A 24,224-nucleotide genomic window follows, 5' to 3' on the forward strand; every position below is an offset into this window, starting at 1 on the left:
GATGGCGTCGCTGCGGGCTTATAAAGCCAAGCGTAATTTCAGCGCGACGCCGGAACCGGAAGGGAACGATGTCCCGGGGATGGGCTATCGTTTCGTCGTTCAGAAACATGCCGCGCGGCGTCTGCATTATGATTTCCGCCTTGAGATGGACGGGGTGCTGAAAAGCTGGGCCGTCACCAGGGGGCCGAGCCTCGTGCCCGGGGAAAAACGCCTCGCGGTCCATGTCGAGGATCATCCTCTCGCCTATGCGGATTTCGAGGGCAGGATCCCGAAAGGAGAATATGGCGGCGGCTCCGTCATCGTCTGGGATCGCGGCATCTGGATGCCGCTGCATGATCCCCATGAAGGGTTTGCCAAGGGGCATCTCGATTTCGAATTGTATGGAAGCAAGCTCAAGGGCCGTTGGCATCTCGTCCAGATGCATGGAAAGGCGGAGGAAAAGCGAGACAATTGGCTGTTGATCAAAGGCGACGATTCTGCGGCGCGTACACCGGATGAGCCGGACATTCTGCAAGAACGCCCGGAATCGGTAAAAACCGGACGTGATATTCGGGAGGTCACACGGAAACAGGTGGAGGCGTCGCCTAAGAGCGAAGCGAGATATGCGCGAAAGGCTGTATCCGGAACGGTCATCGGCGAGGAACTGGCGGCGGCCATGGTTGTGAAAGGCGGCAGGCTGGCGCCCTTGCCGGATTTCGTCGCGCCCATGCTGGCGACGCTGGTGAAAAAGCCGCCGTCGGGTTCGGACTGGTTGCATGAGATCAAATTCGACGGCTACCGTCTCCTCGCGCGGATCGACAATGGCGAGGTGCGCCTTCTGACACGTGGCGCTCTCGATTGGACGATGAAATTCGGTGAGGGTCTCGTCACGGCCCTGAAGGGTTTACCTGTCAGCGGTGCGCTGATTGATGGTGAACTCGTGGTCGAGAATGGCGTAGGCGCTTCCGATTTTTCGGCGCTGCAGGCCGCCTTGAGCGAAGGCAGGACTGATCGATTCTTGTTCTATAGTTTCGATCTCCTGCATCTTGATGGCTATGATCTACGCGAAACACCTCTCATCAATCGTAAGGAGCGGTTGGCACAAGTCATCGAAAACGCGCCGGATTGTCTGCGTCTGAGCCGGCATTTCGATGAGAAAGGCGCATTGGTTCTGGAGCATGCCTGCAGGCTCAGTCTTGAAGGGATTCTCTCGAAGCGGCGCAATTCCTTCTATCGCTCCGGCCGGGGAAAGGATTGGGTCAAGGCGAAATGTTCGGCACGGCAGGAATTCGTGGTCGGCGGATACGTACCTTCGACCGTGCTGCCGGATACGATCGGTTCACTCGTTCTCGGCTATTATGAGGGTGGTCGCTTCGTCTATGCGGGCCGTGTTGGCACCGGATTTACCCATGCGATGGCTGACGATCTATACCATCGGCTCGCGCCGCTGACCGTGAAAAAGCGGCCTTTCGCAGAGGCCCTATCGCGCGCGGAGGCGCGTCACGTTTATTATGTTCGTCCGGAACTCGTCGTGGAAGTCGAATTTCCGGGATGGACGGCCGATCACCGTCTTCGTCATGCGTCCTTCCGCGGTATCCGGGAAGACAAACTGGCGCAGCATATTATCCGCGAGTCGGCAGCAGACATGCCAGAAGATACAAAGCCGCAGAAACGCACAGTGACATTGACGCATCCAGAGCGTCTCTATTGGCCCGATGCGGGCGTTACGAAGGAGGGGCTCGCTGATTATTATGCTGGCGTTTGGCGTTTCATCGCCCCGTTCATAACCGGCCGGCCGCTTGCGCTCCTGCGTTGCCCGGAAGGCATTGACGGACCCCGTTTCTTTCAGAAACACGCCTGGAAGAAGACATTCGCACATATACGCCTTATCGAGGATCCGAAAGAAGCATCAGACCCTTTGTTGATGATCGAGGATATCGATGGGCTCCTCGAACTCGTCCAGTCCGCTGTTCTCGAAATCCATCCCTGGGGCTCGACCATCAGGGATTGGGACCATCCAGATATGATCGTGATGGATCTCGATCCAGGTGGGGAGGTCGCATGGCCAATCGTCATCGATGCCGCGCGGGAGGTGCGTGAACGTCTGCAGGCAGCCGGGCTTGCTGCCTTCGTCAAAACCTCGGGCGGCAAGGGGTTGCATGTGGCAGCCCCCCTGACACCGCGTGCATCCTGGCCTGCCGTCAAGGCGTTCACCAAATCTCTGGCGAGCGCCATGGCAGCGGATACGCCCGACCGTTATGTCGCCACCCTCGCAAAATCGAAGAGGGAGGGGCATATTTTCATTGATTATCTGCGCAATCAACGAGGAATGACGGCGGTCGCGCCTTATTCGACCAGGGCATGGCCCGGTGCTCCCGTGTCCATGCCTTTGGCCTGGGATGAACTCTGTCCCGAAATTGGCGCTGCACATTATACGCTCGTGAATACATCTGAGAGGCTTGCGGAGCGTTCGTCGGATCCATGGGGCGATTTCCGAGCTGCGGCAGTGCCGCTTGAGGTTGTGCGGAAAGCCGGGAAGCAGAAAACCTGACCTCTGGATGCGGATCGCAACGATCATTTCTGCGTGTGTTTATCCGCTGCAAGACTTTGGCGCAGCGCATCTATAATATCAATGACATTGCCTTGTTTGCCGTCGCTGAGCCGCCGCTTTTCGGTACGCCTTTTTGCTTTCCTCTTCGAGGCAATGAGCGCAAGCAATCGCTCCCGAACCGGATCGCTGACCATTTTCGGATCAAAGGCCTGCATATGTGTATCGATCAATTTCCTGATGAGCGGCATCTGGTCGGGGTCAGGCTGGACATTGCTTATCTCTGCGAAATAGGCCTCTTCCTTGCGCACTTCATCGCCATAGCGCAAGGTCCATAGAATAATGCCCTTGCCGTGGGGGACGAGCATGACGGAATGTTCGCGGCGAAACAGAACGAGCCGGGATATTCCCGCCGTGCGGGTCGCTGCCATGGCGTCGCGGATGACACAGAAAGCCTCGGTTCCGACATCATCATTCGGTGTCAGATAATAGGGTCTATCATACCAAATCCAGGATATGGCCCCTTTGGGGACAAATCTGTCTATAGCGATCGTCTGTGTACTTTCGAGTGCAACCGCATCGATCTCCTCATCCTCGAGCATGACATAGTCATTTTCTCCGCGAGCATAGCCTTTGACTTCATCCTCTTTCTCGACAGCCTTGCCGGTGACGGCATCCACATATTCGCTTACGACACGATTGCCGGTTTTTCGATTGATCGTATGAAAACGAATCTTTTCGTTCTCCGAGAGCGCGGGTGTCAGAGCGACTGCACAGGTAACGAGTGAAAGCTTCAAATAGCCTTCCCAGAAGAGGCGGGGCGCCATTCGGGATCTCCGATACTCGACCGATTGCTGCGAAAACGGATTTTAACGTGCGCTCCGGCATTCTGTTCCGCCGTTCCAGACAATCGTCGTGCCGGGCGTAAAGCACGTTCACGCTCTACGTTCGCCTCCACTCCTCGCAAGGTGATCACGCTTCTGGAAAAATGGGATGAGCCTCCGGAATCGAGCTTTAGTTAATAAAGCCGAGAGGTTTTTAGCTTTACATGGAGGCGACCATCGAATGGCCTTGATCGGAGGCGGGTTTTGGCGTTTGCCTCGCCAAGGCGCCCCTTGCATGAGGAGAGAAGTCCCTGAACGGCGCATCATTCAAAGATCGGTTGCGCCTACTGGGACTAATGTCGGCGCAAGGGAAAACGCTGGCCTGGCGTCTTGCCAGCCTGCCGTTGCGCCAATGGCCGAGCCTGCGGAGCAGGCCGTTGGAGCGGCTGCTGATCGCGCCGCAGGATATACGCACGAGCGATCCGACGATCGCCGCCGATATTTATGCGGGCTATTTCACCTTCGATGGCAAGGTCGTCAATACGCATGGCCGCTCGCCGTTTGAAATCGAGCCTGCCTCGCCCACCTGGGCGCGGGCTTTGGCGAGTTTCAGCTGGCTGCGGCATTTGCGCGCCGCCGATACGGCTCTCGCCAGAGCCAATGCGCGCGCGCTTGTGGATGATTTTCTGACCCTCAAAGGGAACATACGCTCGGAACCGGCCTGGGAGGTCGGTACGGCGGCGCGACGCCTGCTGGCGTGGCTGTCGCAATCGCCCATCATTCTGGAAAATGCCGATCGTGCTTTTTATCGCCGCTTCATGCGCGGGCTCGGCCGATTGCAGATTTTCCTCGAAAGGCGATTGATCGAGGGCGTTGGAGGTGAAGACAGGCTGCTGGCTGTCATCGCTCTCGCCGAACTGGGTCTTTGCGCCGAGGGTGCGGGCAAACTCTCGGTGCGTGGGACGCGGCTGCTGACGGAAGAGCTCGAGCGCCAGATCCTGCCGGATGGAGGCCATATCAGCCGTAATCCGCGTATTCTTATTGAACTCTTGCTTGATCTTCTGCCGTTGCGGCAGGCCTATGCCGCGCGCGGGTTCCAGACACCCGCGCGGCTCCTGAATGTCATCGACCGCATGATGCCCATGCTGCGGCTGTTTCGCCATGGTGACGGCACGCTCGCGCTCTTCAATGGCATGGGGGTGACGGCGCCGGAACTTCTCGCGATCGTTCTCGCCTATGACGACGCCCGTGCCCAGGCGCTGACCAATGCGCCTTATTCAGGCTATCAGCGTGTCGAGGAACAGGATACGATCCTTGTCATGGATACGGGCCGGCCGCCGCCGCAAGGCTTTTCACAGCGCGCGCATGCCGGTTGTCTTTCCTTCGAATTTTCGGTCGGCGCGCATCGCCTTGTCGTCAATTGTGGCTCGCCAGAAGCCAATCGTCCGGCGGCACGGGAAGCCGCGCGGGCGACGGCGGCGCATTCAACGCTCGTTGTCGATGATTCTTCCTCATGCCGCTTTACCAGCCATTCCGGCCTCTGGCGTTGGCTCGGTACGGAAATTCTCTCGGGACCGGAAAAAGTCGACGTCAAGCGCCTGAGCGAAGCCGAAGGCGTGCGACTCACGGCGTCTCATGATGGTTATGCGCAGCGTTTCGGCTGGCTACACGAGCGCCAGCTGGTGCTGCGGCGCGATGGCCGGCAGCTTGACGGACGCGACCGGCTGCTGTCCGCCGCGACGGAAGAGATGCCGGAGCGTCGGCCCTACGTGCTGCGCTTTCATATCCATCCGCAGGTGCGGGTTCGCCGGCTCTGCAATGGAGCAGGCGTTCTCTGTGTTCTGCCAAATGGCCGGCGCTGGCTTTTTGAGGCCGATTATGCGTTGATCAATCTGGAGGAGAGCGTTTTTTACGCTTCTCCGGATGGTCCGCGCAGAAGTGTGCAGATCGTCGTTCACGAACCGACGGGTCAGCTCGAAATCGTCTGGCGCTTCCGCCGTGTCGAGCGAAGGCCGCGCAACCCCGCGCCCATGGTGCCGAGAGCCGAGCAGGAATTTGATGCGGAAGGCTGAGGGCAGGAGTGGGTCGATGATGGCCCGCGCGGGCTAGAAGGTTTTTGAACCACCCCGCTAAAAAGCGCGAAGGTGCCGGTTGCTGGCGAGACTCCTCCGCAGCCTATCCAATTTCCTGTTATCTATGGCCTGCGATACTATCTTTATGAGAACGAAACGTGAATAATCTGGGTATCTCATTGGGCGTGCCCCAAAGAACCCTTGGACGAGAACCCTTAAGCGAGAGCGCTTGAATGGGAGGCTTTGAATATGAAGCCGGTCGTTCAGAAAGCGGATCCTGTATTTTTCGATTGGGCAGTGCGTCTGGCCCGAGGAGGCGATGATGTCGGGAAGTGTCAACAAGGTCATACTCATCGGCAATCTCGGCCGAGATCCCGAGGTACGGCGGATGAATTCCGGAGAGGCGGTTGTCAGTTTCAGCCTGGCGACGACGGAATCCTGGCGCGATAAAATGTCGGGCGAGCGCCGGGACCGGACGGAATGGCATAATATCGTGATCTTTAATGAAAATCTCGGCAAGATCGCGGAGCAATATTGCAAGAAGGGTTCGAAGGTCTATCTCGAAGGCCAATTGCAGACGCGCGAATTTCAGGATCGCGACGGCAACCAGCGCCGCACGACCGAAGTCGTGCTCCAGCGTTTTCGGGGTGAACTGACATTGCTCGACAGCCGCGGCGGTCGTGGCGATTTTGGCGGGGATTCGATGTCTGAGGGTGGCAATGCCAGCTTCGGTCGCAGTTCGCCGATGGATCGGGGTTATGATCGTTCTTCCGATCGGAATGACAATAAGATGCCCGACAATCGCTCCGGCGGATCCGGCCGCATGGCCGATATCATCGACGATGATATTCCGTTTTGAGGGTAAGGATTGAATCCGGGCTTCAGGGAGTGACGCTGCGACGGAGCCACTATTCATACGGCCCGGTTTCGTTATGGCGCGTGATCGAGGCATCCTCGGCTTGCGAGTATAGTCGACCAGCCAGGCATCCAATCCAGCAGATCCATGCTGGATATTTGCCTCAAAGAGGTACCAGATGATCATTCTTGCTCCCCCCTATACAAGGGAAACAGCGATTCAAAAGGTGCGGCTCGCCGAAGATGGCTGGAATAGCCGTGATCCTGAACGGGTCGCCTTGGCCTATACTCTGGACAGTCGTTGGCGCAACCGGTCGGAATTCGTGAACGGAAGGGAAGCGATCATCGCCTTCCTCACCCGCAAATGGCAGCGCGAACACGAATATCGTCTTATCAAGGAATTATGGGCGGTTACGAACGAGCGCATCGCTGTCCGTTTCGCTTATGGATGGCATGATGAGGAAGGACAATGGTTCCGCTCCTATGGCAATGAAAATTGGGAGTTTGATGGTGAAGGTCTCATGCACCGCCGTTACGCCTCGATCAACGATCTCGTCATTGCCGAGGAAGACCGCAAATTTCGTTGGCCGCAGGGCAGACGGCCCGACGAACATCCAGGGCTTTCCGACCTTGGCTTGTAATACTAAAGGACAATGAGCCTGACTTATCGTCCTTTGGCGTCCGCGATTGCGGGGCGTCGGCAAGCCACTGAACACTATGGATCATGAAAGGTCGTGACCCATGCGCCTTGGCTTGTGATTGTCCTTTTGTTATGCCGTTATCGCCTCGTCGGGTAAAGATGGGAGGACAGCACTCGATGCCGGACGAGTCCTGCATGGAAGTGACAAACCTGAAATCTTGCACCCCGGAAACCTTGCGCCATTGAAGGATCTGCTGAAATTGCAAAATCAAAGTCAAGCCAACGACTTCGGTACAGCCAATTCCGATACTTACGATCGGGTGAGCATATCGCTGCATTGGATCACGGCTATACTGGTTGTAGGCCTCTATCTTCTGGCCGAAATTTGGGGGTTTCTTGAAAAAGGAACGCCACCCCGTCATGCCTTACAGGCCCTGCATGTATCCCTCGGTCTGGTACTGACCGTTGTCATTGCCCTGAGAATTCCGTGGCGGGCCTTCGCCGGCCGCCGGTTGCCGCAGGCCACGCCCGGTTTGCTAGGATATGCTGGGACAGCAGTCCATTATCTTCTTTATGTGCTTTTGATCATCCAGATCGTTTTGGGCTTTCTGTTTCGTTGGGCGCAGGACGAATCCTTAAGCTTTTTCGGACTGTTTACCATTCCTTCCCCCTTTGTGTTCAGCACAGAGCAGCGTCACAATTTTGGGGAGTTACATGAAACCATCGGAACATTAATCATCATCATCGCGGCGGGTCACATGGCCGCGGCTTTGTTCCATTATTATGTCTTTCACGATTCCGTTCTCGGAAGGATGATCCCCCGTCTGAACCGGCTGAACAGAAAAGTCTGAAGCGGCTTGAGCGGTTGCCGAACGGCTTCCTTGAAAACAGGGGAACATTGGGGTTTTCACGCCAATGTTCCCGGATAGAGCTGTGACCCAGGTTTTTACTCCAGGTGCTTTGGCTCCTGGTGCCTTGGACTTTCGTAAAAGTGATCAAAGCCGCGTAAGCAGAGTGTCTCAGCGTCAGAAGCGGACCGTCATTCCTCCATAGAAAGTACGGCCCATACCGGCGACGGGTGTCTGCAAGGGGGAACTGATACCGGCTTTGTAGCCAGCGACATAGGAACCAGCCAAGGGCGCATAATAGAGCTTGTCGAATATATTCTCGACGCCGAAATCGAACCGCACATTGGCGAATTCGAAGGATGAGCGGAAATTCATCAAGCCATAGGCTGGTGTCGTCGGCTCAAGTCGCACCGCCTCGATATTGTTCTTGGCAGCGACGGCTTCGCCTTCCACCATGGTGGTCAAAAGGCCGCCGAGAACATCGATCTTGTGTTCCAGCGCGACTTTACCATTCATCGGCATCATATGGTAAAGGCTTGAACCATTGTCCAAACGTACACCTCGCGTATATCCAGCAATACCGGAAAGGGCGAGGCTTCCATAGTCACCGCTTTTGAAGAGACGGATGCGACCCGAGAGATCGACGCCGAAGATCTCCGCGTCGTGATTGGCGAATTGGAGGAGATTGACCTGGCCAGAGCCGGAACCGAGTGTGCCGCGCTTGTCAACATCGATGTAATTATTGACATACATGTAGTAGGGTGTGACGCGGGCTTCCCATGCGCCGTCTGCGCTATCCTGAAACAGCGCGCTGACGCTGAACATATGGGCGACTTCCGGTTTCAGATTGACGTTGCCGACATAGCCATTGCCATCACCGGACCAATTGTTCATCTCGGCGGCCATGGCGTTGGTTGACCACGTATAGCGTTCATAAAGGCTTGGCGAGCGGGTCTTGCGGGTGTAGCCGGCCTCGATGAGACTTGTCCGGTCCGGTGCGAAACGGACGAGTGCCGTGACGTCGAAATTGACATCGAGCTTGCCATGTCCCGTGGCATTGAAGCGCGCGGCGTCGGCACCATACATCATTGTGTTGTAGCCTTGTACCCCGCCTGTGTTCATAAAGACGAGATCATTACGCAGGCCAACGAGCGTCGACCATTGCTCAGCCCATTGCCGGTTCCATTCGACATAAGTGCTGAGGCGATTCCTTATTCCATTATTGATGTTGGTGAATGTCGAGCAGCACATCATGCTGCTCATCGAACTCATGCCGCTACTCCCGCTTGAGGCGACAGGCGTCCACCAATCGTTGAGTTCCTGGCCGTGGAACTCGCTGCCGAGGCGGATCTGGTCGATCGTGCTCGCGATGACGTCGGCCTTCGCCGTATAGCCGAAATCGGTGCCGCTCGTATACATCGGCATACCTGTCGTCGGCGTCGCATCGACCCCGCTGTTCTTGTCCGCCAGAAAATTCATGTAATGGCGCGTGCGCTGGTAATAGCCGTGGCCTTCCAGCCGGCCCCAATCGAACCCTCCCTTGTAGGCGAGATCGAAATTGATCGACTGATTAGAGAGCATGTCCATGCGCTGATTGACGAATCCCTGATAGGGGATATCCTGATATGAGGCCCGCAGCGACAGCAATTGATCCTCGTTGCGGTACGCAAATGTGGCGGAATGGTTTTGCGCCGAATAATTCGTCGAGAGGATTTTTTCCCCGCCTCCTGCGCGATAATCGGAACCCTTGCTCCATGACCCGGCGTAATTGACGGCGAAATGTTCCGTCGATGCTGCCGCCGTGCCGGCGATCGTCGGGCTTTTATTGTTGGAACGGTAGAACAGCGAGAGAGAACCGCTGAAGATTGGTACTTGCGATGCGGCGGCAAAGGCGGGTTCGCCGTTTGTCACTGCCGCTTGAGGGATCAACGCCGGAGTGGCGAAGACAGGTTCACGCGGTGTAACGATGATTGTGCCGCCGATGGAATCGCCGCTCTCGCTTACTGGAATGAGTGCGGTGAGCACTTCAATCTTCTGGACATTATTGGGATCGATATAGGAAAGAGGTGGATTCATATGATTGCCGCAGGCTGACGTAATCGACATGCCGCCGATTGAGATTGCATTGCGGTCGTCGTTCAGTCCGTGAATGACCGGCAGGCTTGAGACAGCTCCCCCTTGCTGGAGATTGACGCCCGCCACGCTGTTCAGCATCTGCGCCGTATCCGATGTATAAGGACGTTTGCTGGCGAGCTCTTGCTCTGACAGCACCCGCATGGATGCATTGGTCGGAGGTGCCTGATGGGTCTCGTGCTCGCGCGTGGCCATGACTTCGACCATCGGCAGGAGCGCATTGGTTGTTTGCCCGGAGGCAGCGCAAGGAATGAGTCCAGCGCCCAGAAGCACGTCCAGGAAGAGATGCTTCACGAAACGGCGATGAATGCGCGCTCTGAATATGGTTTCGGGTGACGCGCAGCAGGCACGCCGTGGAAAAAGCGATTGATTGCCAAATGGCATGGATCGTCTCGAGAAAAGCGGTTGCAGCCGCCCGATATGCGTATCCGGTCGATGATAACGCATGTCGCAGCGCGTCATCGGCTCCAGGAGACAATGGGACGGGCTTATCCGCGATGAAGGGAGTCCAGGCCGATCACACACGTGCCCATCGCCGATGAGGGAGACAGGACCGTAATCAGGCAGGTTGCCTGTTGATCTTCAAAGTTGGACGGTTTGCGCGAAGGATCATCCGATCGTTTCGCGGCGGACTTCATCAGCCCTGGGCGGGTGGCGCGCGGGCTCTTTTCGGAGAGTGCTCAGGGAAGGCAGGTATTTGCACATCGGGCGGACGCGCGAAAACCAGCGTCTCACCCGCTTGAACGGAAATCCATATGGAGAGGACAAGGACCGGCAGCAGGCCGCCGGCGAGCATCGGGCAGCCGGCGGTACAGCAATCGGGCCCATGCGGATGCGCCGGCATGGGATCGGAAGCATCGTGATCGCCGCCGCCACTCTCCGCGCAAAGGCTGTGGTCATGTACGGGATGGGAACTTCCCATGGTCGCGGCCATAGCCCCGGAGGCGAGGCCCATGAAAAAGGCCTGGACGACGAAAAGCAGGGCCACGCCAAACGTGACCCAGAGATTTCGTCTCAAACCCATCCCATCCACGTCGGGCGTTTCCGTTCAGTTTGCGGCAAGTCTCGTTGACTATGCTCGGGTGTAATCAGGAAGATCCGCCGAAAGTTTATGCGCGTTAGCTGGGACCGGACGGTAGTGGTACCAGCGTTCAATCGCACTTCACCGTCCTCCACACAAGCCAGTTTTGAGATAGTCCTCATTCACGGAATGATAGAGAGGGACACAGGTCAATTCGCCCCGGTCCCCATTACTCATTGCTCGAGCCGGTCGATCATGGCCTTGATCGCCTTGGCCTGGACGCCGCGCTGCGTGTAATAGCCAGTTCCGGTATAACCCCACCAATCCCAGCAGCCATTCGGATTGGCCGGCCAGAAGTTGCTCGCCGAAATTTGCGGATAGAGCACGATGATTCTGTTCGTATCGGCCCATTCATTATAGCCGAGCCGCGCATAGACATCGGCGCCGACTTTTTCGGCGCTCTGCTGGCAGCCGTGAAAGACCACATGAACCGCGCATTTTCCCTGGCTGGTCTGGCGGCACGCTTCCGGTACATAGACATAGCCGGTCTTGGCGAGGCCATCGGGAAAGACATAGCTCCAATAGCCCGCCAGCGCCGAAAATTCGGTCTGATCGAAAGGCGCGGCCTGACTCGATAATTGGGTGGCCTTGGAGTTCAAGGGACCATAGATGCGGGAGAGGATAGCCTCGGGCTGGTCATAGGGACCATCCTTCGTCTCGCAATGCACGATGAACGGGGAGCGTGTCAGATTACAGGCATTGCCGAAAGTTTGATCATCGGTGACGAAGGCATGCCCGGCTTGCAGGGTCTGCATATAGGTCAGATTGTCCGGAGCGACTTGCGCCGCGAGATAGAAATCCTTCACCGCATCCATGACTTGCGGTTTGACCACCGTGTCCTTCACCCCGCTGAAGAGATAGATCTTCTGCGCCGCAATGTTTTTCACGGCGTCGATGTCATGGTCCTCCGCCGTTGCCGCCGCCAGATCATAGGAGGTCTCGCCGTTCGGCGCTGGTTGCGCGCTCATGCAGACCGACATGAAATTGGTGCCGCTGAGCTGGGCGCAGCCATAGGGACCGCCGGCCACGACTCCGACCCCGATGATGCTGCGGGAAAAAGCAATGCCATATTGCAGCGCCATGAAGGCACCGGAGGATAGGCCGGAAACGGAAACCCGTGACGCATCGGCTCCGAGCGCGGGAAGTCGCTCCGCCGCATAAGCGGCCGGAACCCGCAAGGCGGGAAGTCCGGCAAGGAAAAGGCAGACAAGAACAAACGAATAAAGAAATACACTTGAGAACTTGCGCATGGCTTGACCTTCGCGCTGCCGGACCGTGATCCGGTTTGCCTCCATCCCTTGAAACTACTATAGCTTGGGCTTTTCCGGAACAGGCGAAACGGCTGAAACCGGTGACCACGCAAGCTTCGCGCAGGTTTGGTGCAGACCTGTCATAAAATGGTCGAAAGCTGTTTTTTCCAGCAGAGGGATAGGCTAGAACGGCCGCAGACACTTTGCTTGGATTCAAATTGACTGGATTGGAACTTGGCAGACGATGATGCAAACGGGCAGGGTCCGGCTGGTCCCGGTCCTCAGGGTTCCGACATAAAGCCCGTCTCGCTTTCCGATGAAATGCAGCGCAGCTATCTCGATTATGCGATGAGCGTGATCGTGAGCCGCGCGCTGCCCGACGTGCGCGACGGCCTGAAGCCGGTGCATCGGCGCATCCTGTTCTCGATGAACGAGAACAACCATCTGCCGGACCGTCCCTATGTGAAAAGTGCCCGCATCGTCGGCGACGTCATGGGTAAATATCACCCGCATGGCGACAGCGCGATTTATGATGCGCTCGTGCGCATGGCGCAGGGCTTTTCCATGCGCCTGCCGCTCATCGACGGTCAAGGCAATTTTGGCTCGGTCGACGGCGATCCGCCGGCGGCCATGCGCTATACGGAATCGCGCCTTGCCCGCCCGGCGCTGGCGTTGCTCGCCGATATCGATTCCGACACGGTCGATTTCCAGCCGAATTACGACGGCAAGGAAAAGGAGCCGGTGGTTCTGCCGGCCCGGTTCCCCAATCTGCTCGTCAATGGCGCGGGCGGCATTGCCGTCGGCATGGCCACCAATATTCCGCCGCATAATCTCGGCGAGGTCATCGACGCGGTCATAGCCCTCATCGACCAGCCGGAAATGAGCGTCGAAGAGCTTATGGGCATCGTGCCGGGGCCGGATTTCCCGACTGGTGGCAGCATTCTGGGCCGCGCCGGCATCCGCTCGGCCTATGCCACCGGGCGCGGCTCGGTGCTCATGCGCGCCAAGGTGGAGGTCGAGGAGATTCGCGAGAAGCGCGAGGCTCTGATCGTCACCGAAATTCCCTATCAGGTGAACAAATCGTCGCTTATCGAAAAAATCGCCGAACTCGTGCGCGAGAAGAAGGTCGAAGGCATTTCCGATCTGCGTGACGAATCCGACCGTCAGGGCATGCGCATCGTCATCGAGATCAAGCGCGATGCGGTGGCCGATATCGTGCTCAACCAGCTCTGGCGCTATACGGCGCTGCAGACGAGCTTCCCCTGCAACATGATCGCGCTCAATGGTGGGCGGCCGGAAACCCTCACTTTGCGGGATTTCCTCACGGCCTTCATCGATTTCCGCGAGGAGGTGGTCACCCGCCGCACCAAATATCTGCTGGGCAAGGCGCGCGATGCCGCCCATCTGCAGGTTGGCCTCGCTATTGCCGTCGCTAATATTGATGAAGTCATCCGCCTCATCCGCACCTCCGCCGATGCGGCGGAAGCCCGCGCCGCCCTTTGCGCGCGGGATTGGCCGGCGCATGACATGGCGCCGCTCATCGCCCTTATTGCCGATCCGCGCCATGTGCTGACGCCGGAGGGCACGATCCGGCTTTCCGAAGCGCAGGCGCGCGCCATTCTCGAATTGCGGCTGCAAAGGCTGACGGCGCTCGGCCGCGATGAGATCGCTGAAAACCTGAACAAGCTCGCCGCCGAAATCGCTGATTATCTCGACATTCTTGGCTCGCGCGCACGGCTCTTCGGTATCATCAAGGATGAGATGATCGCGGTCAAAGAGGCTCATGCGACGCCACGCCGCACGATCATTCTCGATAGCGACGCGGGCGTCGATGACGAGGATCTGATCCAGCGCGAGGATATGGTCGTCACCGTTTCCCACGCCGGTTATATCAAGCGCGTGCCGCTTTCAACCTATCGCGCGCAAAGGCGCGGCGGCAAGGGCCGCTCGGGCATGCAGACGCGGGATCAGGATTTCGTCGCCAGGCTTTTTGTGGCCTCGACCCATGCGCCAGTCCTGTTCTTCTCCTCGCGCGGTCAGGTCTATAAGGAAAAGGTGTGGCGCCTCCCGCTCGCGGCGCCGCAGGCGCTCGGCAAGGCGCTGGTGAATATCCTGCCGCTGGAGCAGGATGAACGCATCACCACAATCATGCCGCTGCCAGAAGATGAAAAGCAGTGGGAAAGCCTCGATGTGATGTTCGCGACGACGCGCGGCACGGTGAGGCGCAACAAGCTCTCCGATTTCGCGCAGGTGAACAGAGCCGGCAAGATCGCCATGCGGCTCGATGAAGGCGAACAGATTGTCGATGTGCAGATCTGCACCGAGCAAGCCGATGTCCTGCTGACGACGGCCAACGGGCAATGTATCCGTTTCGCAATCACCGATGTACGCGTCTTCAAGGGCCGCGATTCCATGGGTGTGCGCGGTATCGCTTTGGGTGAGGGCGACAGAGTCATTTCGCTCGCCATTCTGCGCCATATCGAGGCCGACAGCGACGAACGCACGGCCTATCTCAAGAGGCGCCGTGCCGTGGCCGGAGAGACGGCGGAAGAGGCTGCGAGCGAGGCGGAAGAAGCTAATGCCGAGGAGGTGCTGGGCTCCACAAGCCTCAGCCTCGAGCGTTACGCCGAAATGTCGGCGGGCGAGCAGATCATCCTGACCATTTCCGCCAATGGCTATGGCAAGCGGACATCCTCGTTCGAATACAGGATCACCGGACGCGGCGGCAAAGGCATTGTCGCCATGGCCGTGAATGCGCGCAACGGCAAGCTCGTCGCCTCCATGCCGGTAGAAGAGGGCGATGGCATCATGCTGGTGACCAACGGCGGCCAGTTGATCCGCTGCCCGGTCGAAGGCATTCGCGTCGCCGGACGCGGTACGCAGGGTGTCATTGTGTTCAATACCGCCGAAGACGAGCAGGTTGTATCCGTGGAGCGGATTCCTGAGGATGAGGCCGAGCGCGGCGAGGAAGACGGATTGGGAGAACAGGGGCCTGTGGGAGATTCAGGGCCGAGTGATAATGGGGATACGCCCGAGAGTGGCGAAGGATAGGGGAGAGCCATAAGCAAAGACTATTTGGTCTTTGCTATGGCTTAACCAGTCCTAGAATTAGACATCAGGATCAGTAATCCAACTGGGTCTAGAACAATAAAGATGGGCTACGTCGCTCTTCGGCGGGAGTTGAGATGATCCCGGCTTGGCTGCCCTCGATCGAGTAAAACAGCCATCTTATCGTGCGGACCGGACGCGAGGATATGAATATGGCTCTCGCTTGATTGTTGCGAGTTCGGCTAATCCGAGAAGCAATGTCCTGTTTGTCGGAGGGACATCATTTCTGATCGACCGGTAGTAACCAAGAAGTGCTCCAATTTGCTCATTCACTTGCTGGTCAAGGTTCGCGAAGACCTGTCCATCATTGCAGAACCAGTAGTGCTTGCCCCAGCCGTCAATCATCCCATCCAGTCGTTTAAGCGTGCCGATAAGCGTTTTATCTCGATCCACTACCTTGCCGTTTTTGACTGCGGTCATGGCTTTTTGCGACTCGATGATGAGCCCTTTCACCGACGCAATGAAGCGATCCTGAGCCTTCGCACTCGGCCGCACGATGCCGGGGCAAATCGTGATGCCAAGGAAATCAAATCCAGTATCCACGAGCCGTGCACCTGTCGAACTCTTCTCAGGCGATAACTCCATTCCAAGTTCTCGTAGTAGTTTAATCGCTTTGCGAAGGCGAGCATTTGCAGCCTTCGCGCTCGGCGCGAGGATGATGAAGTCATCGATATAACGGATACACCGACAATCCCCCTCATTCATTATGTGATCGAATTCGGCAAGAGCTATGTTTCCGAACAGAGGTGATAACGAGTTCCCTTGTGCAACACCGATATCTTCGGTCGGAAAGTGTTGCGCCTTTTCTCTAAGAATAGAGAGGTTTCCCAACTCGACTTTCATTGCTTGTCGCAAGAAGTCTATAAATTTTTGGTCATCTATAGCATCACTAATTATGCTCGTGACGTGGTCCTTTGAAATACGCGTGAAGAACGCTCGAATGTCCGCGCTGACAACGTGGCGTGCTCCACGCCCAATCTCGTCAAGAACGGCTTTGATAGCAGCTGGTACGGCTGACACGCGTTCTGCGCGATCCTGCTCATCGCGCCGTCGCTGACTGCGTATGCCTCCAAAGCTATAGGGCGTTTGTACGAAGGGCTTTAACGCTTCAATCTCGACTAAAACGTTCAGAATGGCCCGCTGTACGATGCGGGTCTCGACCGGCGCGAGCACAATAGGGCGAAATTTCCCAGTGGGCTTGCCTCGGCCGTCAACTTTTGGAAGTGGAACACCCTTCGCTGTCCCAAACTTGAAACTTCCGTTGCTTAGTTGCTTTTGGAGAGATCGAAGATTATGCGGCGCGTTTTGGGCGAAACATTCCAGATCAAGCCGGACCTCCTCGGATTTCGATGTACGGCCGTTCTGCTGGATCACGCTCCATGCGCGCTCAAGTTTGTCAAGCTTACGAACGGCTTTGACAAGATCGGAGGTCAGAGTCTTAGGGTCCTGTCAGTTAGCCTCACCCGTCCGACGGGGGTGCTGAACTCCGCAGCGGTTCCTTTCGGCCCGTGCCGCACAATCGAGATTACGGCCTTCGCCGTCGCCTCGCCGTAGCAGGTGCGCTTGGTCCCGATGGTCATCCCGCCTGCCAAGCTACCGGCTAGAGTCAACACCGTTACCTTAGGAATATACGCTTGTTCCGGTCAAGCATAATCCACCATACAGCCAAGCGGTCGTCCGCTTCAGGCTCGTGTTTGAGTGAGTCAAGCGAGACTGCGAACTAGTGAGCAAGAAGTGAGATGATAATGGCGGCGTCCGTAGGACGTGGAGATGGTTTGACGCTCTATGTCGAAGTCTACGCCAATGACGTTCTAAGCCGCTGCAACGGGCGCATCCCCCGGCTCCATAGGCCCGCGCTTTGTATCCGCCAGCATTGGCCCGAGCTGTTCCCACACCCCCAGATATTTTTCGATCTGATCGAAGGCCGGACCCTGCCAGGCCAAGCGATAGGAGTCCGAGTCCAAGGGCAGGCGACGCAGGCGGCAGATGGCGCTTTCGGCTTCGAGGCCCGCCATGGTGGCATGGGTCATCCAGGCATCCATGGAGAGGTCCGACCAGCCTTGCCGCTTGGCGACCGCCGCGACGGTTGGCAGTAGGCAGGCTTGGCGTAAAGCGGCTGGCGGCTGCGAGCGGCGGGTGATGTCGGCGCAAGCGCTCGCTTCGTCATAGGATCTGAATAGAGCGTAGATGGCGACCCAAGTGAAAAACCAGGAGGCTGTATGCGCGCCATCGGCCGGTAACGCATGGTCCTTCAACAGGCCCTTGGTGAAATCCTGAAACGGATTTTCGCGATGGACGCGCGCAAAGACTTTCTGGATGGCGAAGGAATCGGCGTCGAATTCCAGCGCCTGCATGAGCGGCAGATCGAGGCATTCGCCCTCATTCAGGTGCATTTCCTGGATCGGCTTCGGGCTCATGCGATGCAGCAGTTCGACATGGCCGTTCCACAGATGCGCGAGTTCGTGCATCAAGGTGAAATCCATCGCGACATCGAAGAGAGCCGTGGCGAGGCGTCCACGGACCGGCTCGAAATTGGGGGCAGGCTGGTCGGGCGGGCGCACGAAGAAGAGTTCGCCATTGGCGTGCGGGGCCTGTTCCTCGCCCAGTTGATCGACATCATCGATCCAGGGGAACATTTCCCTGATGCCCATCATGGCATTGGTGAGGCTCCACATGACCCGCACCACCGTGGTGTAGAAGCCAAGGACGTCCATCTGGCCGCGCTGCGCGAAGGCGTTGAACTCGCGATGTTCGGCAAAGCCGAAGGCAACCGAGCCCGGCGTCTCATATTCATCGGCCATGCTGGCGAGCCGCGCATAGGCACGGTCCGCCACCACCTGGAAGACGCTGACATAGCCGGTCGTGAGAATTTTCGCCGGAGGGATCTCGAAACGACGCAGGCCGAGGCTCGCGAGAGCCTCATCGAAAGCCTTGTCGTGAACTGCCGGAACGTCCTGACCTGTCATGTGCTTCGATGCCCTTAAAATACCAGATCTCACTGATCCCTGCCTGTCGGGGTCCGTGAGGTGCGGCGGAAAGCCGCCGCCCCGCAGTCGCGGGGGCAAGCCTTGATGAATCTATTCAACGAGACTTGATCTAAGACTGCTGGCCTTGCCTGCGGCACGCCATTAAAGCAATCGCGGTTCCAGCCGGCGTCTTGCCGCCGCTTATAATGTGTCGAAAGAAGGTGCAACAAGCTTCATATTGAAGCTATTATCATTTGGAAATAATTTCCATTCTATAACGAAAATAGCAGCTGGGCCGGCAGGGATGGCTTTGAGCAGCCAGCATCTTTTTGCAGCAGCTTCGGCCGGAAAGCCTATAGCAAACGCCTTTTCCTCCCTGCTAAGGGGAAGTAGAGTATTTCTGTTATTATGCCGATAGCGCCAGCGGATTGAGGGAGTGAAGTGCCATGGACGATTCGATTCCGAATAATTTCGCCGCCGCTGCTCTTGCCTATCATCAGCAGCCGAAACCCGGAAAACTCGAAATCCAGGCGACGAAACCGCTCGCCACGCAGCGTGATCTCGCGCTTGCCTATTCGCCGGGCGTCGCGGCCGCTTCGCTCGCCATTGCCGATGATGCCAATGCGGCGACGGAACTGACCATCCGGCAGAATCTCGTCGGCGTCATTTCCAATGGCACGGCGGTGCTCGGCCTCGGCAATATCGGCCCGCTGGCCTCGAAGCCGGTGATGGAAGGCAAGGCGGTTCTCTTCAAGAAATTTGCCGGGATCGATGTGTTCGACATCGAGGTTGCTGAGACCGATGTGGACCGGCTGGTCGATGTGATCGCCGCGCTCGAGCCGACTTTCGGCGGCATTAATCTCGAGGATATCAAGGCGCCGGAATGTTTCGAGGTGGAACGCCGGCTGCGCGAGCGCATGAATATTCCGGTCTTCCATGACGACCAGCATGGTACCGCCATCATCGTCGCCGCCGCCATTTTGAACGGCATGGAACTCGCCGGCAAATCTCTTGGACAGGCCAAGATCGTCACTTCCGGCGCGGGGGCGGCGGCGCTCGCCTGCCTCGATCTGCTGGTCGATCTCGGGGCCAATCGCGAGAATATTTTCGTCACTGATATCAAGGGCGTCGTCTACAAGGGCCGCCAGGAGCTGATGGATCCGCGCAAGGAAATCTATGCGCGCGATACCAATGCCCGCACGCTGAACGATGTCATCGGCGGTGCTGATGTGTTTTTGGGGCTTTCCGCCGGTGGTGTCCTGAAGCCGGAGATGCTGCAGGAGATGGAAGGCAAGCCGCTGATCATGGCGCTTGCCAATCCCTATCCGGAAATTGATCCGGAGGCGGCTTATGCCGCGCGTTCCGACGCCATGATCTGCACCGGCCGGTCGGATTACCCGAACCAGGTCAATAATGTCCTGTGTTTCCCCTATATTTTCCGCGGCGCGCTCGATGTCGCGGCGACGGCGATCAATGAGGAAATGAAGATCGCCGCGGTGAAGGCCATCGCCCAGCTGGCACATGAGCCGCCTTCCGATGTGGTGGCGCGGGCCTATGGCGGGCAGGCCCGCCAATATGGCAAGGACAGCCTCATTCCTTCTCCCTTCGATCCGCGTCTCATCCTGCGCATTGCGCCGGCCGTCGCCCGCGCCGCCATGGCGACCGGCGTCGCGCGTAAGCCGATCGAGGATTTCACCGCCTATGAGGAAGTGCTGTCGCGCTTCGTGTTCCGTTCTGGCTTCATTATGAAACCGGTGATGCAGGCGGCCAAGGCCGACCCGAAACGTGTCATTTATGCGGAAGGCGAAGATGAGCGCGTGTTGCGCGCGGTCCAGTCGGTGATCGAGGAAGGGATCGCCAAGCCGATTCTGATCGGCCGTCCGGATGTGATCGAATCCCGCGTCGAGCGGTTCGGCCTGTCGATCCGCGCGGGCCGCGAGTTCGAACTCATCAATCCCAATGATGATCCGCGCTATAAGGATTATGTCGCGACCTATCTCGAAACGGCGGGGCGCCAGGGCATTACCCCGGACGCGGCGCGCACTCTGGTCCGCACCAATTCGACGGTTATCGCGGCGCTCGCGGTGAGGCGGGGGGATGCCGACGCCATGCTTTGCGGCCTCGAAGGCCGTTTCCACAGCCGGTTGCGGCATATCAAGGACATTATCGGCCTCGTCCCCAATGCCACCGATTTTTCGGCAATGAGCCTCATGGTGACGAACCACGGCGCCTTCTTCCTGACTGACACCCATGTGCGGCGGGATCCGGCGGCTTTTGAAATCGCCGAAATGGCGCTCATGTGCGCCTCGCATGTGCGGCGGTTCGGCCTGACGCCGAAGATCGCGCTGGTGTCGCATTCGGATTTCGGTTCGGATGATGCGCCTTCTGCTCTCAAAATGCGCAATGCGCTGGAAATCCTGCGCCGCCGTGCTCCTGACCTTGAGGTGGATGGCGAGATGCAGGCCGATACGGCTCTGTCGCAGGCGATCCGCGATCGTATTCTGCCGAGTTCGCGACTGAAGGGTGAGGCCAATGTGCTGGTCATGCCCAATCTCGATGCCGCTAATATCGCCTATACGATGACCAAGATGATGGCGGATGCCTTGCCAGTCGGGCCGATTCTCATCGGCGCGGCCAAGCCGGCGCATGTGCTCACGCCTTCCGTCACCTCGCGCGGTATCGTCAATATGACGGCCGTGGCGGTTGCCGAGGCGCAAGGCACGTCGGCGCCGGTCGACAGGCAGGAGACCCTTTCGCGGGTCGGGCTGGTCTGATTCGGCAATATTGCAACTTTACGGAATGAAAGCGGCGGCGCGATGAGTGCCGCCGCTTTCGCTTTCATTTTACCGCCGTTTTTCGAGCCTAATCCTGCCGGTCCAAACCCTGTTGATTCAAGCAACCTGAGAAATAATTGACCAATTATTCACTGAGTTGCTTGCAGAGCGGATAAAATACCGAGACTATTCACTTTTTAAAGAATAGAAAGAATGGGAATAGCCTGTTAGGTCCGCTCCTGTTAAGAAACTACATTAGGCTCAGCGAAAGGTTATCGTCTCCATGTCATCTCAGAAAGTCGCTTTGATAACTGGCATAACGGGCCAGGACGGCGCCCTTTTGGCGGAGCTTCTTCTCTCGAAAAATTACATCGTCCATGGCGTCAAGCGGCGTTCATCACTCATCAATACAGAACGTGTCGATCACCTCTACCGCGATCCGCATGAGCATGATCTTCGATTTCTGATGCATTACGGAGATTTGACGGATTCGACGAACCTTATCCGCATCGTGCAAGAGGTTCAGCCGGACGAAATCTATAATCTCGCGGCACAAAGTCATGTGCAGGTCAGTTTTGAGACACCAGAATATACTGCTAATTCAGATGCGATAGGAACATTGCGTATCCTTGAAGCAATTCGTATTCTGAATTTATGCGAGAAGACCCGTTTCTATCAGGCCTCAACCTCCGAACTCTATGGCAAGGTGCAGGCGATCCCGCAGAACGAGACGACCCCATTCTATCCGCGCTCGCCCTATGCTGCCGCTAAGCTTTATGCTTATTGGATCACGGTCAATTACCGTGAAGCCTATAATATGCATGCGTCGAACGGCATTCTGTTCAACCATGAAGGCCCGACACGCGCGGAAACATTCGTCACCCGCAAGATCACCCGCGCCGTTGCCGCCATCCATCTTGGCTTTCAGGAAAAGCTCTTCCTCGGTAATCTCGATGCCAAGCGCGATTGGGGCAATGCGCGCGATTATGTCGAGGGCATGTGGATGATCCTGCAACAGGACGAGCCGGATGATTATGTGCTCGCCACTGGTGAGACGCATACGGTCCGTGAGTTCGTGGAGCGGGCTTTTGCCGAAATAGGAATCGAAATCACCTGGAAGGGTGAAGGCGTGAACGAACATGGTATCGACGCCAAGAGCGGCCGTGTGCTCGTCGAGATCGATGAACGCTATTTCCGTCCGACGGAAGTGGATCTGCTGCTTGGTGATCCTACCAAAGCCAATAAAAAGCTTGGTTGGAAGCACAAAACGCCGTTCCCGCAACTCGTGTCGGACATGGTCGCGAGCGATCTCGTCACCATGAAAAAGCGTGGGCGGATCTGACGGTTCCGAATCCCTGTCAGCGGGACGCGTGAGCGACGTTTTCGGATTTCCGTAAACCGATCAACCGGGAAGGGAATATCCCTTTTCGGAAACACGGAATCTGTTTACAAAATTGGATACGTCATTCACGAGTAGACTTTATGGCGCATAGAGCAAGCGCACGGATGCTCCAGCTTTAAAAGTTATCAGTCCGGTCCGTTGCAGCGTTCGAACGGGATGCGGGAAGTCATTGCCAGCATGGGTGACTTTCGCGGTAAAATTTCAGCAAGCGATTGTCTTTCAGGGTAGGGAAGCGGCTTTTTGTCAGCAGCCGCATGCGCGAGACCGCAATAAGGAGAGAACCATGACGGCAGTTCCGGCGCGGCGGCGCATTTTTGTCGCCGGACATAGTGGGATGGTCGGGTCGGCGATCGTGCGGCGTCTGTCGAATGATCCCGGGGTCGAGATCCTGACTGCCAGCCGCGCGGAGGTCGATCTGCGGGATCAGACGAGGGTTCACACTTATCTTGCGGAGACGCGGCCGGACATTATCATTCTGGCGGCGGCGAAAGTCGGCGGCATTCTCGCCAATGACACCTATCCGGCCGATTTTCTTTACGAGAACCTGATCATCGAAACCAATGTAATCGGAGCTGCCCATGCGGCGGGTGTCGATCGTCTGGTCTTTCTCGGTTCTTCCTGCATTTACCCGAAATTTGCGCCGCAACCGATCGCCGAATCCTCGCTGCTTACCGGTCCATTGGAGCCTACCAATGAATGGTATGCGATTGCCAAGATCGCCGGCATCAAACTCTGCGAGGCTTTCCGCAAACAGCACGGCCGGCACTATATTTCGGTCATGCCGTGCAACCTCTATGGCACAAACGATAATTTCGATCTCAAGACCAGTCACGTTCTGCCCGCTTTGATTCGCAAATTCCATGAAGCCAAGGTAGCGGGTCAGAAGGAAGTCGTTGTCTGGGGGACGGGAACCCCTTTGCGTGAATTTCTCCATGTCGATGATCTGGCTGATGGGGTCGTCTTCCTCATGGATCATTATGACGGTGCCGAGACGATCAATTGTGGTGCGGGATCCGATGTCACGATCAAGGAGCTTGCCGAGATCATCAAAGACGTCATGGGTTTTTCGGGTACGCTCGTTTTCGATACTACGAAACCCGACGGAACACCGCGCAAGCTCATGGATTCGAGCCGCATCGCGGCGCTTGGTTGGAAGCCTCGTATTGGCTTGAAACAAGGAATCGAGAGCGTTTATGAATGGTTTTTGCGGGAGAAAGTCCCAGTCTTGACCTCTGCATGAATCGTCACCCGGTTGCTCGTCAGCGGGTAGAACGATTGTCGTCATGGTTTTGTGATAGTTCGATGCCGTGATGATGACACGACCTTAGCTGTTGGCGTTGCGCCAGAAGGCATGACGGGCAAGTATTAGCGCCATTGTGTTATCGTCTTATGCTTCAATGAATGCAGAGCGATACGTTTATCGAGCAGATCCGGTTTAAGTAACGACCTTTTCGACAGTCGTGATTCGCGATAAAGGGGTACGGTGCGAGATTTCTTATTATGTCTTTCAGTCAGGGGAGCCGTGTGGGAACATCCGGAGAGGCTCAAAAGCATCGAATGTTCAACAGAATTGATTTTTGAATCGCTATTCTTAAAAACGCATCAAATAGGCTCAAAAAGTGGTATTTCCTTTTTGGTTTAATGCTCAAAGGAAAAAGCGGGATGTGATTGAGCCTGGTCAGTTTTCATAATAGCGTCTTTCATTCGTTCTTCGCATAATATTTGATAGAAATCTGTCTCCCTG

At 57.0% G+C, this 24,224-nt stretch carries 15 protein-coding genes; 9 read left to right on the forward strand and 6 right to left on the reverse strand.

Going from position 1 to position 24,224, the window contains the following annotated elements; genetic code table 11:
• The first annotated feature begins 1 nt into the window (after nt 1).
• On the forward strand, nt 2-2,530 hold the full coding sequence (gene ligD, locus DL88_RS11965) for a DNA ligase D (RefSeq protein ID WP_034996348.1): 2,529 nt from the start codon (nt 2-4) through the stop codon (nt 2,528-2,530).
• A 23-nt stretch (nt 2,531-2,553) separates the two neighbouring features.
• Here ligD and ku read toward each other — a convergent pair whose 3' ends face one another.
• Entirely contained in the window at nt 2,554-3,354 is an 801-nt protein-coding gene (gene ku / locus DL88_RS11970; protein WP_034996349.1) for a non-homologous end joining protein Ku, read from the reverse strand.
• A gap of 353 nt (nt 3,355-3,707) precedes the next feature.
• On the opposite strand from ku, the gene DL88_RS11975 reads away from it, so the two are divergent.
• The 4 genes from DL88_RS11975 to DL88_RS11990 all read left to right on the forward strand — a co-directional run bounded on the left by DL88_RS11975 (nt 3,708) and on the right by DL88_RS11990 (nt 7,769).
• Nucleotides 3,708-5,423, forward strand: a complete 1,716-nt coding sequence (locus tag DL88_RS11975; RefSeq protein WP_245270804.1) for a heparinase II/III family protein — start codon at nt 3,708-3,710, stop codon at nt 5,421-5,423.
• A 322-nt stretch (nt 5,424-5,745) separates the two neighbouring features.
• The gene (gene ssb, locus DL88_RS11980) at nt 5,746-6,282 is read left to right on the forward strand and encodes a single-stranded DNA-binding protein (protein WP_034996351.1); all 537 of its coding nucleotides are present in this window, start codon (nt 5,746-5,748) and stop codon (nt 6,280-6,282) included.
• Between the two features lie 175 nt (nt 6,283-6,457).
• Nucleotides 6,458-6,919: a nuclear transport factor 2 family protein gene (locus DL88_RS11985; RefSeq protein ID WP_034996352.1), complete on the forward strand. Its 462-nt coding sequence runs from the start codon at nt 6,458-6,460 to the stop codon at nt 6,917-6,919.
• 241 nt (nt 6,920-7,160) lie between these two features.
• Nucleotides 7,161-7,769, forward strand: coding sequence for a cytochrome b (locus DL88_RS11990; RefSeq protein ID WP_084705146.1), 609 nt, complete (start codon nt 7,161-7,163; stop codon nt 7,767-7,769).
• 174 nt (nt 7,770-7,943) lie between these two features.
• Here the strand turns inward: DL88_RS11990 and DL88_RS11995 are convergent, their stop codons facing one another.
• From DL88_RS11995 to DL88_RS12005, 3 genes are all read right to left on the reverse strand, one after another.
• A complete protein-coding gene (locus tag DL88_RS11995) occupies nt 7,944-10,283 on the reverse strand; it encodes a TonB-dependent receptor (protein WP_245270806.1) in 2,340 nt (779 codons plus the stop codon).
• Between the two features lie 253 nt (nt 10,284-10,536).
• Nucleotides 10,537-10,923, reverse strand: a complete 387-nt coding sequence (locus DL88_RS19435; protein WP_051955925.1) for a DUF2946 family protein — start codon at nt 10,921-10,923, stop codon at nt 10,537-10,539.
• 230 nt (nt 10,924-11,153) lie between these two features.
• Complete coding sequence (locus tag DL88_RS12005) at nt 11,154-12,230, reverse strand: extracellular catalytic domain type 2 short-chain-length polyhydroxyalkanoate depolymerase (RefSeq protein ID WP_034996413.1); 1,077 nt, start codon at nt 12,228-12,230, stop codon at nt 11,154-11,156.
• 234 nt (nt 12,231-12,464) lie between these two features.
• Here DL88_RS12005 and gyrA point away from each other — a divergent pair, with 234 nt between their 5' ends.
• Nucleotides 12,465-15,281, forward strand: a complete 2,817-nt coding sequence (gene gyrA, locus DL88_RS12010; RefSeq protein ID WP_034996354.1) for a DNA gyrase subunit A — start codon at nt 12,465-12,467, stop codon at nt 15,279-15,281.
• A 177-nt stretch (nt 15,282-15,458) separates the two neighbouring features.
• On the opposite strand, the gene DL88_RS12015 is transcribed toward gyrA, so the two are convergent.
• Together DL88_RS12015 and DL88_RS12020 are read right to left on the reverse strand one after the other, a co-directional pair.
• Entirely contained in the window at nt 15,459-16,712 is a 1,254-nt protein-coding gene (locus DL88_RS12015; RefSeq protein WP_245270809.1) for a reverse transcriptase domain-containing protein, read from the reverse strand.
• Nucleotides 16,713-17,149: 437 nt separating this feature from the next.
• Nucleotides 17,150-18,304, reverse strand: a complete 1,155-nt coding sequence (locus tag DL88_RS12020; RefSeq protein ID WP_034996356.1) for a hypothetical protein — start codon at nt 18,302-18,304, stop codon at nt 17,150-17,152.
• A gap of 446 nt (nt 18,305-18,750) precedes the next feature.
• Here DL88_RS12020 and DL88_RS12025 point away from each other — a divergent pair, with 446 nt between their 5' ends.
• From DL88_RS12025 to fcl, 3 genes are all read left to right on the forward strand, one after another.
• On the forward strand, nt 18,751-21,078 hold the full coding sequence (locus DL88_RS12025) for an NADP-dependent malic enzyme (RefSeq protein ID WP_034996358.1): 2,328 nt from the start codon (nt 18,751-18,753) through the stop codon (nt 21,076-21,078).
• A 283-nt stretch (nt 21,079-21,361) separates the two neighbouring features.
• Entirely contained in the window at nt 21,362-22,420 is a 1,059-nt protein-coding gene (gene gmd / locus DL88_RS12030) for a GDP-mannose 4,6-dehydratase (protein WP_034996359.1), read from the forward strand.
• 343 nt (nt 22,421-22,763) lie between these two features.
• Complete coding sequence (fcl, locus tag DL88_RS12035) at nt 22,764-23,720, forward strand: GDP-L-fucose synthase (protein ID WP_034996360.1); 957 nt, start codon at nt 22,764-22,766, stop codon at nt 23,718-23,720.
• Nucleotides 23,721-24,224 lie beyond the last annotated feature (504 nt).

Source organism: Beijerinckia mobilis (genome assembly GCF_000745425.1).
GTDB lineage: Bacteria > Pseudomonadota > Alphaproteobacteria > Rhizobiales > Beijerinckiaceae > Beijerinckia > Beijerinckia mobilis.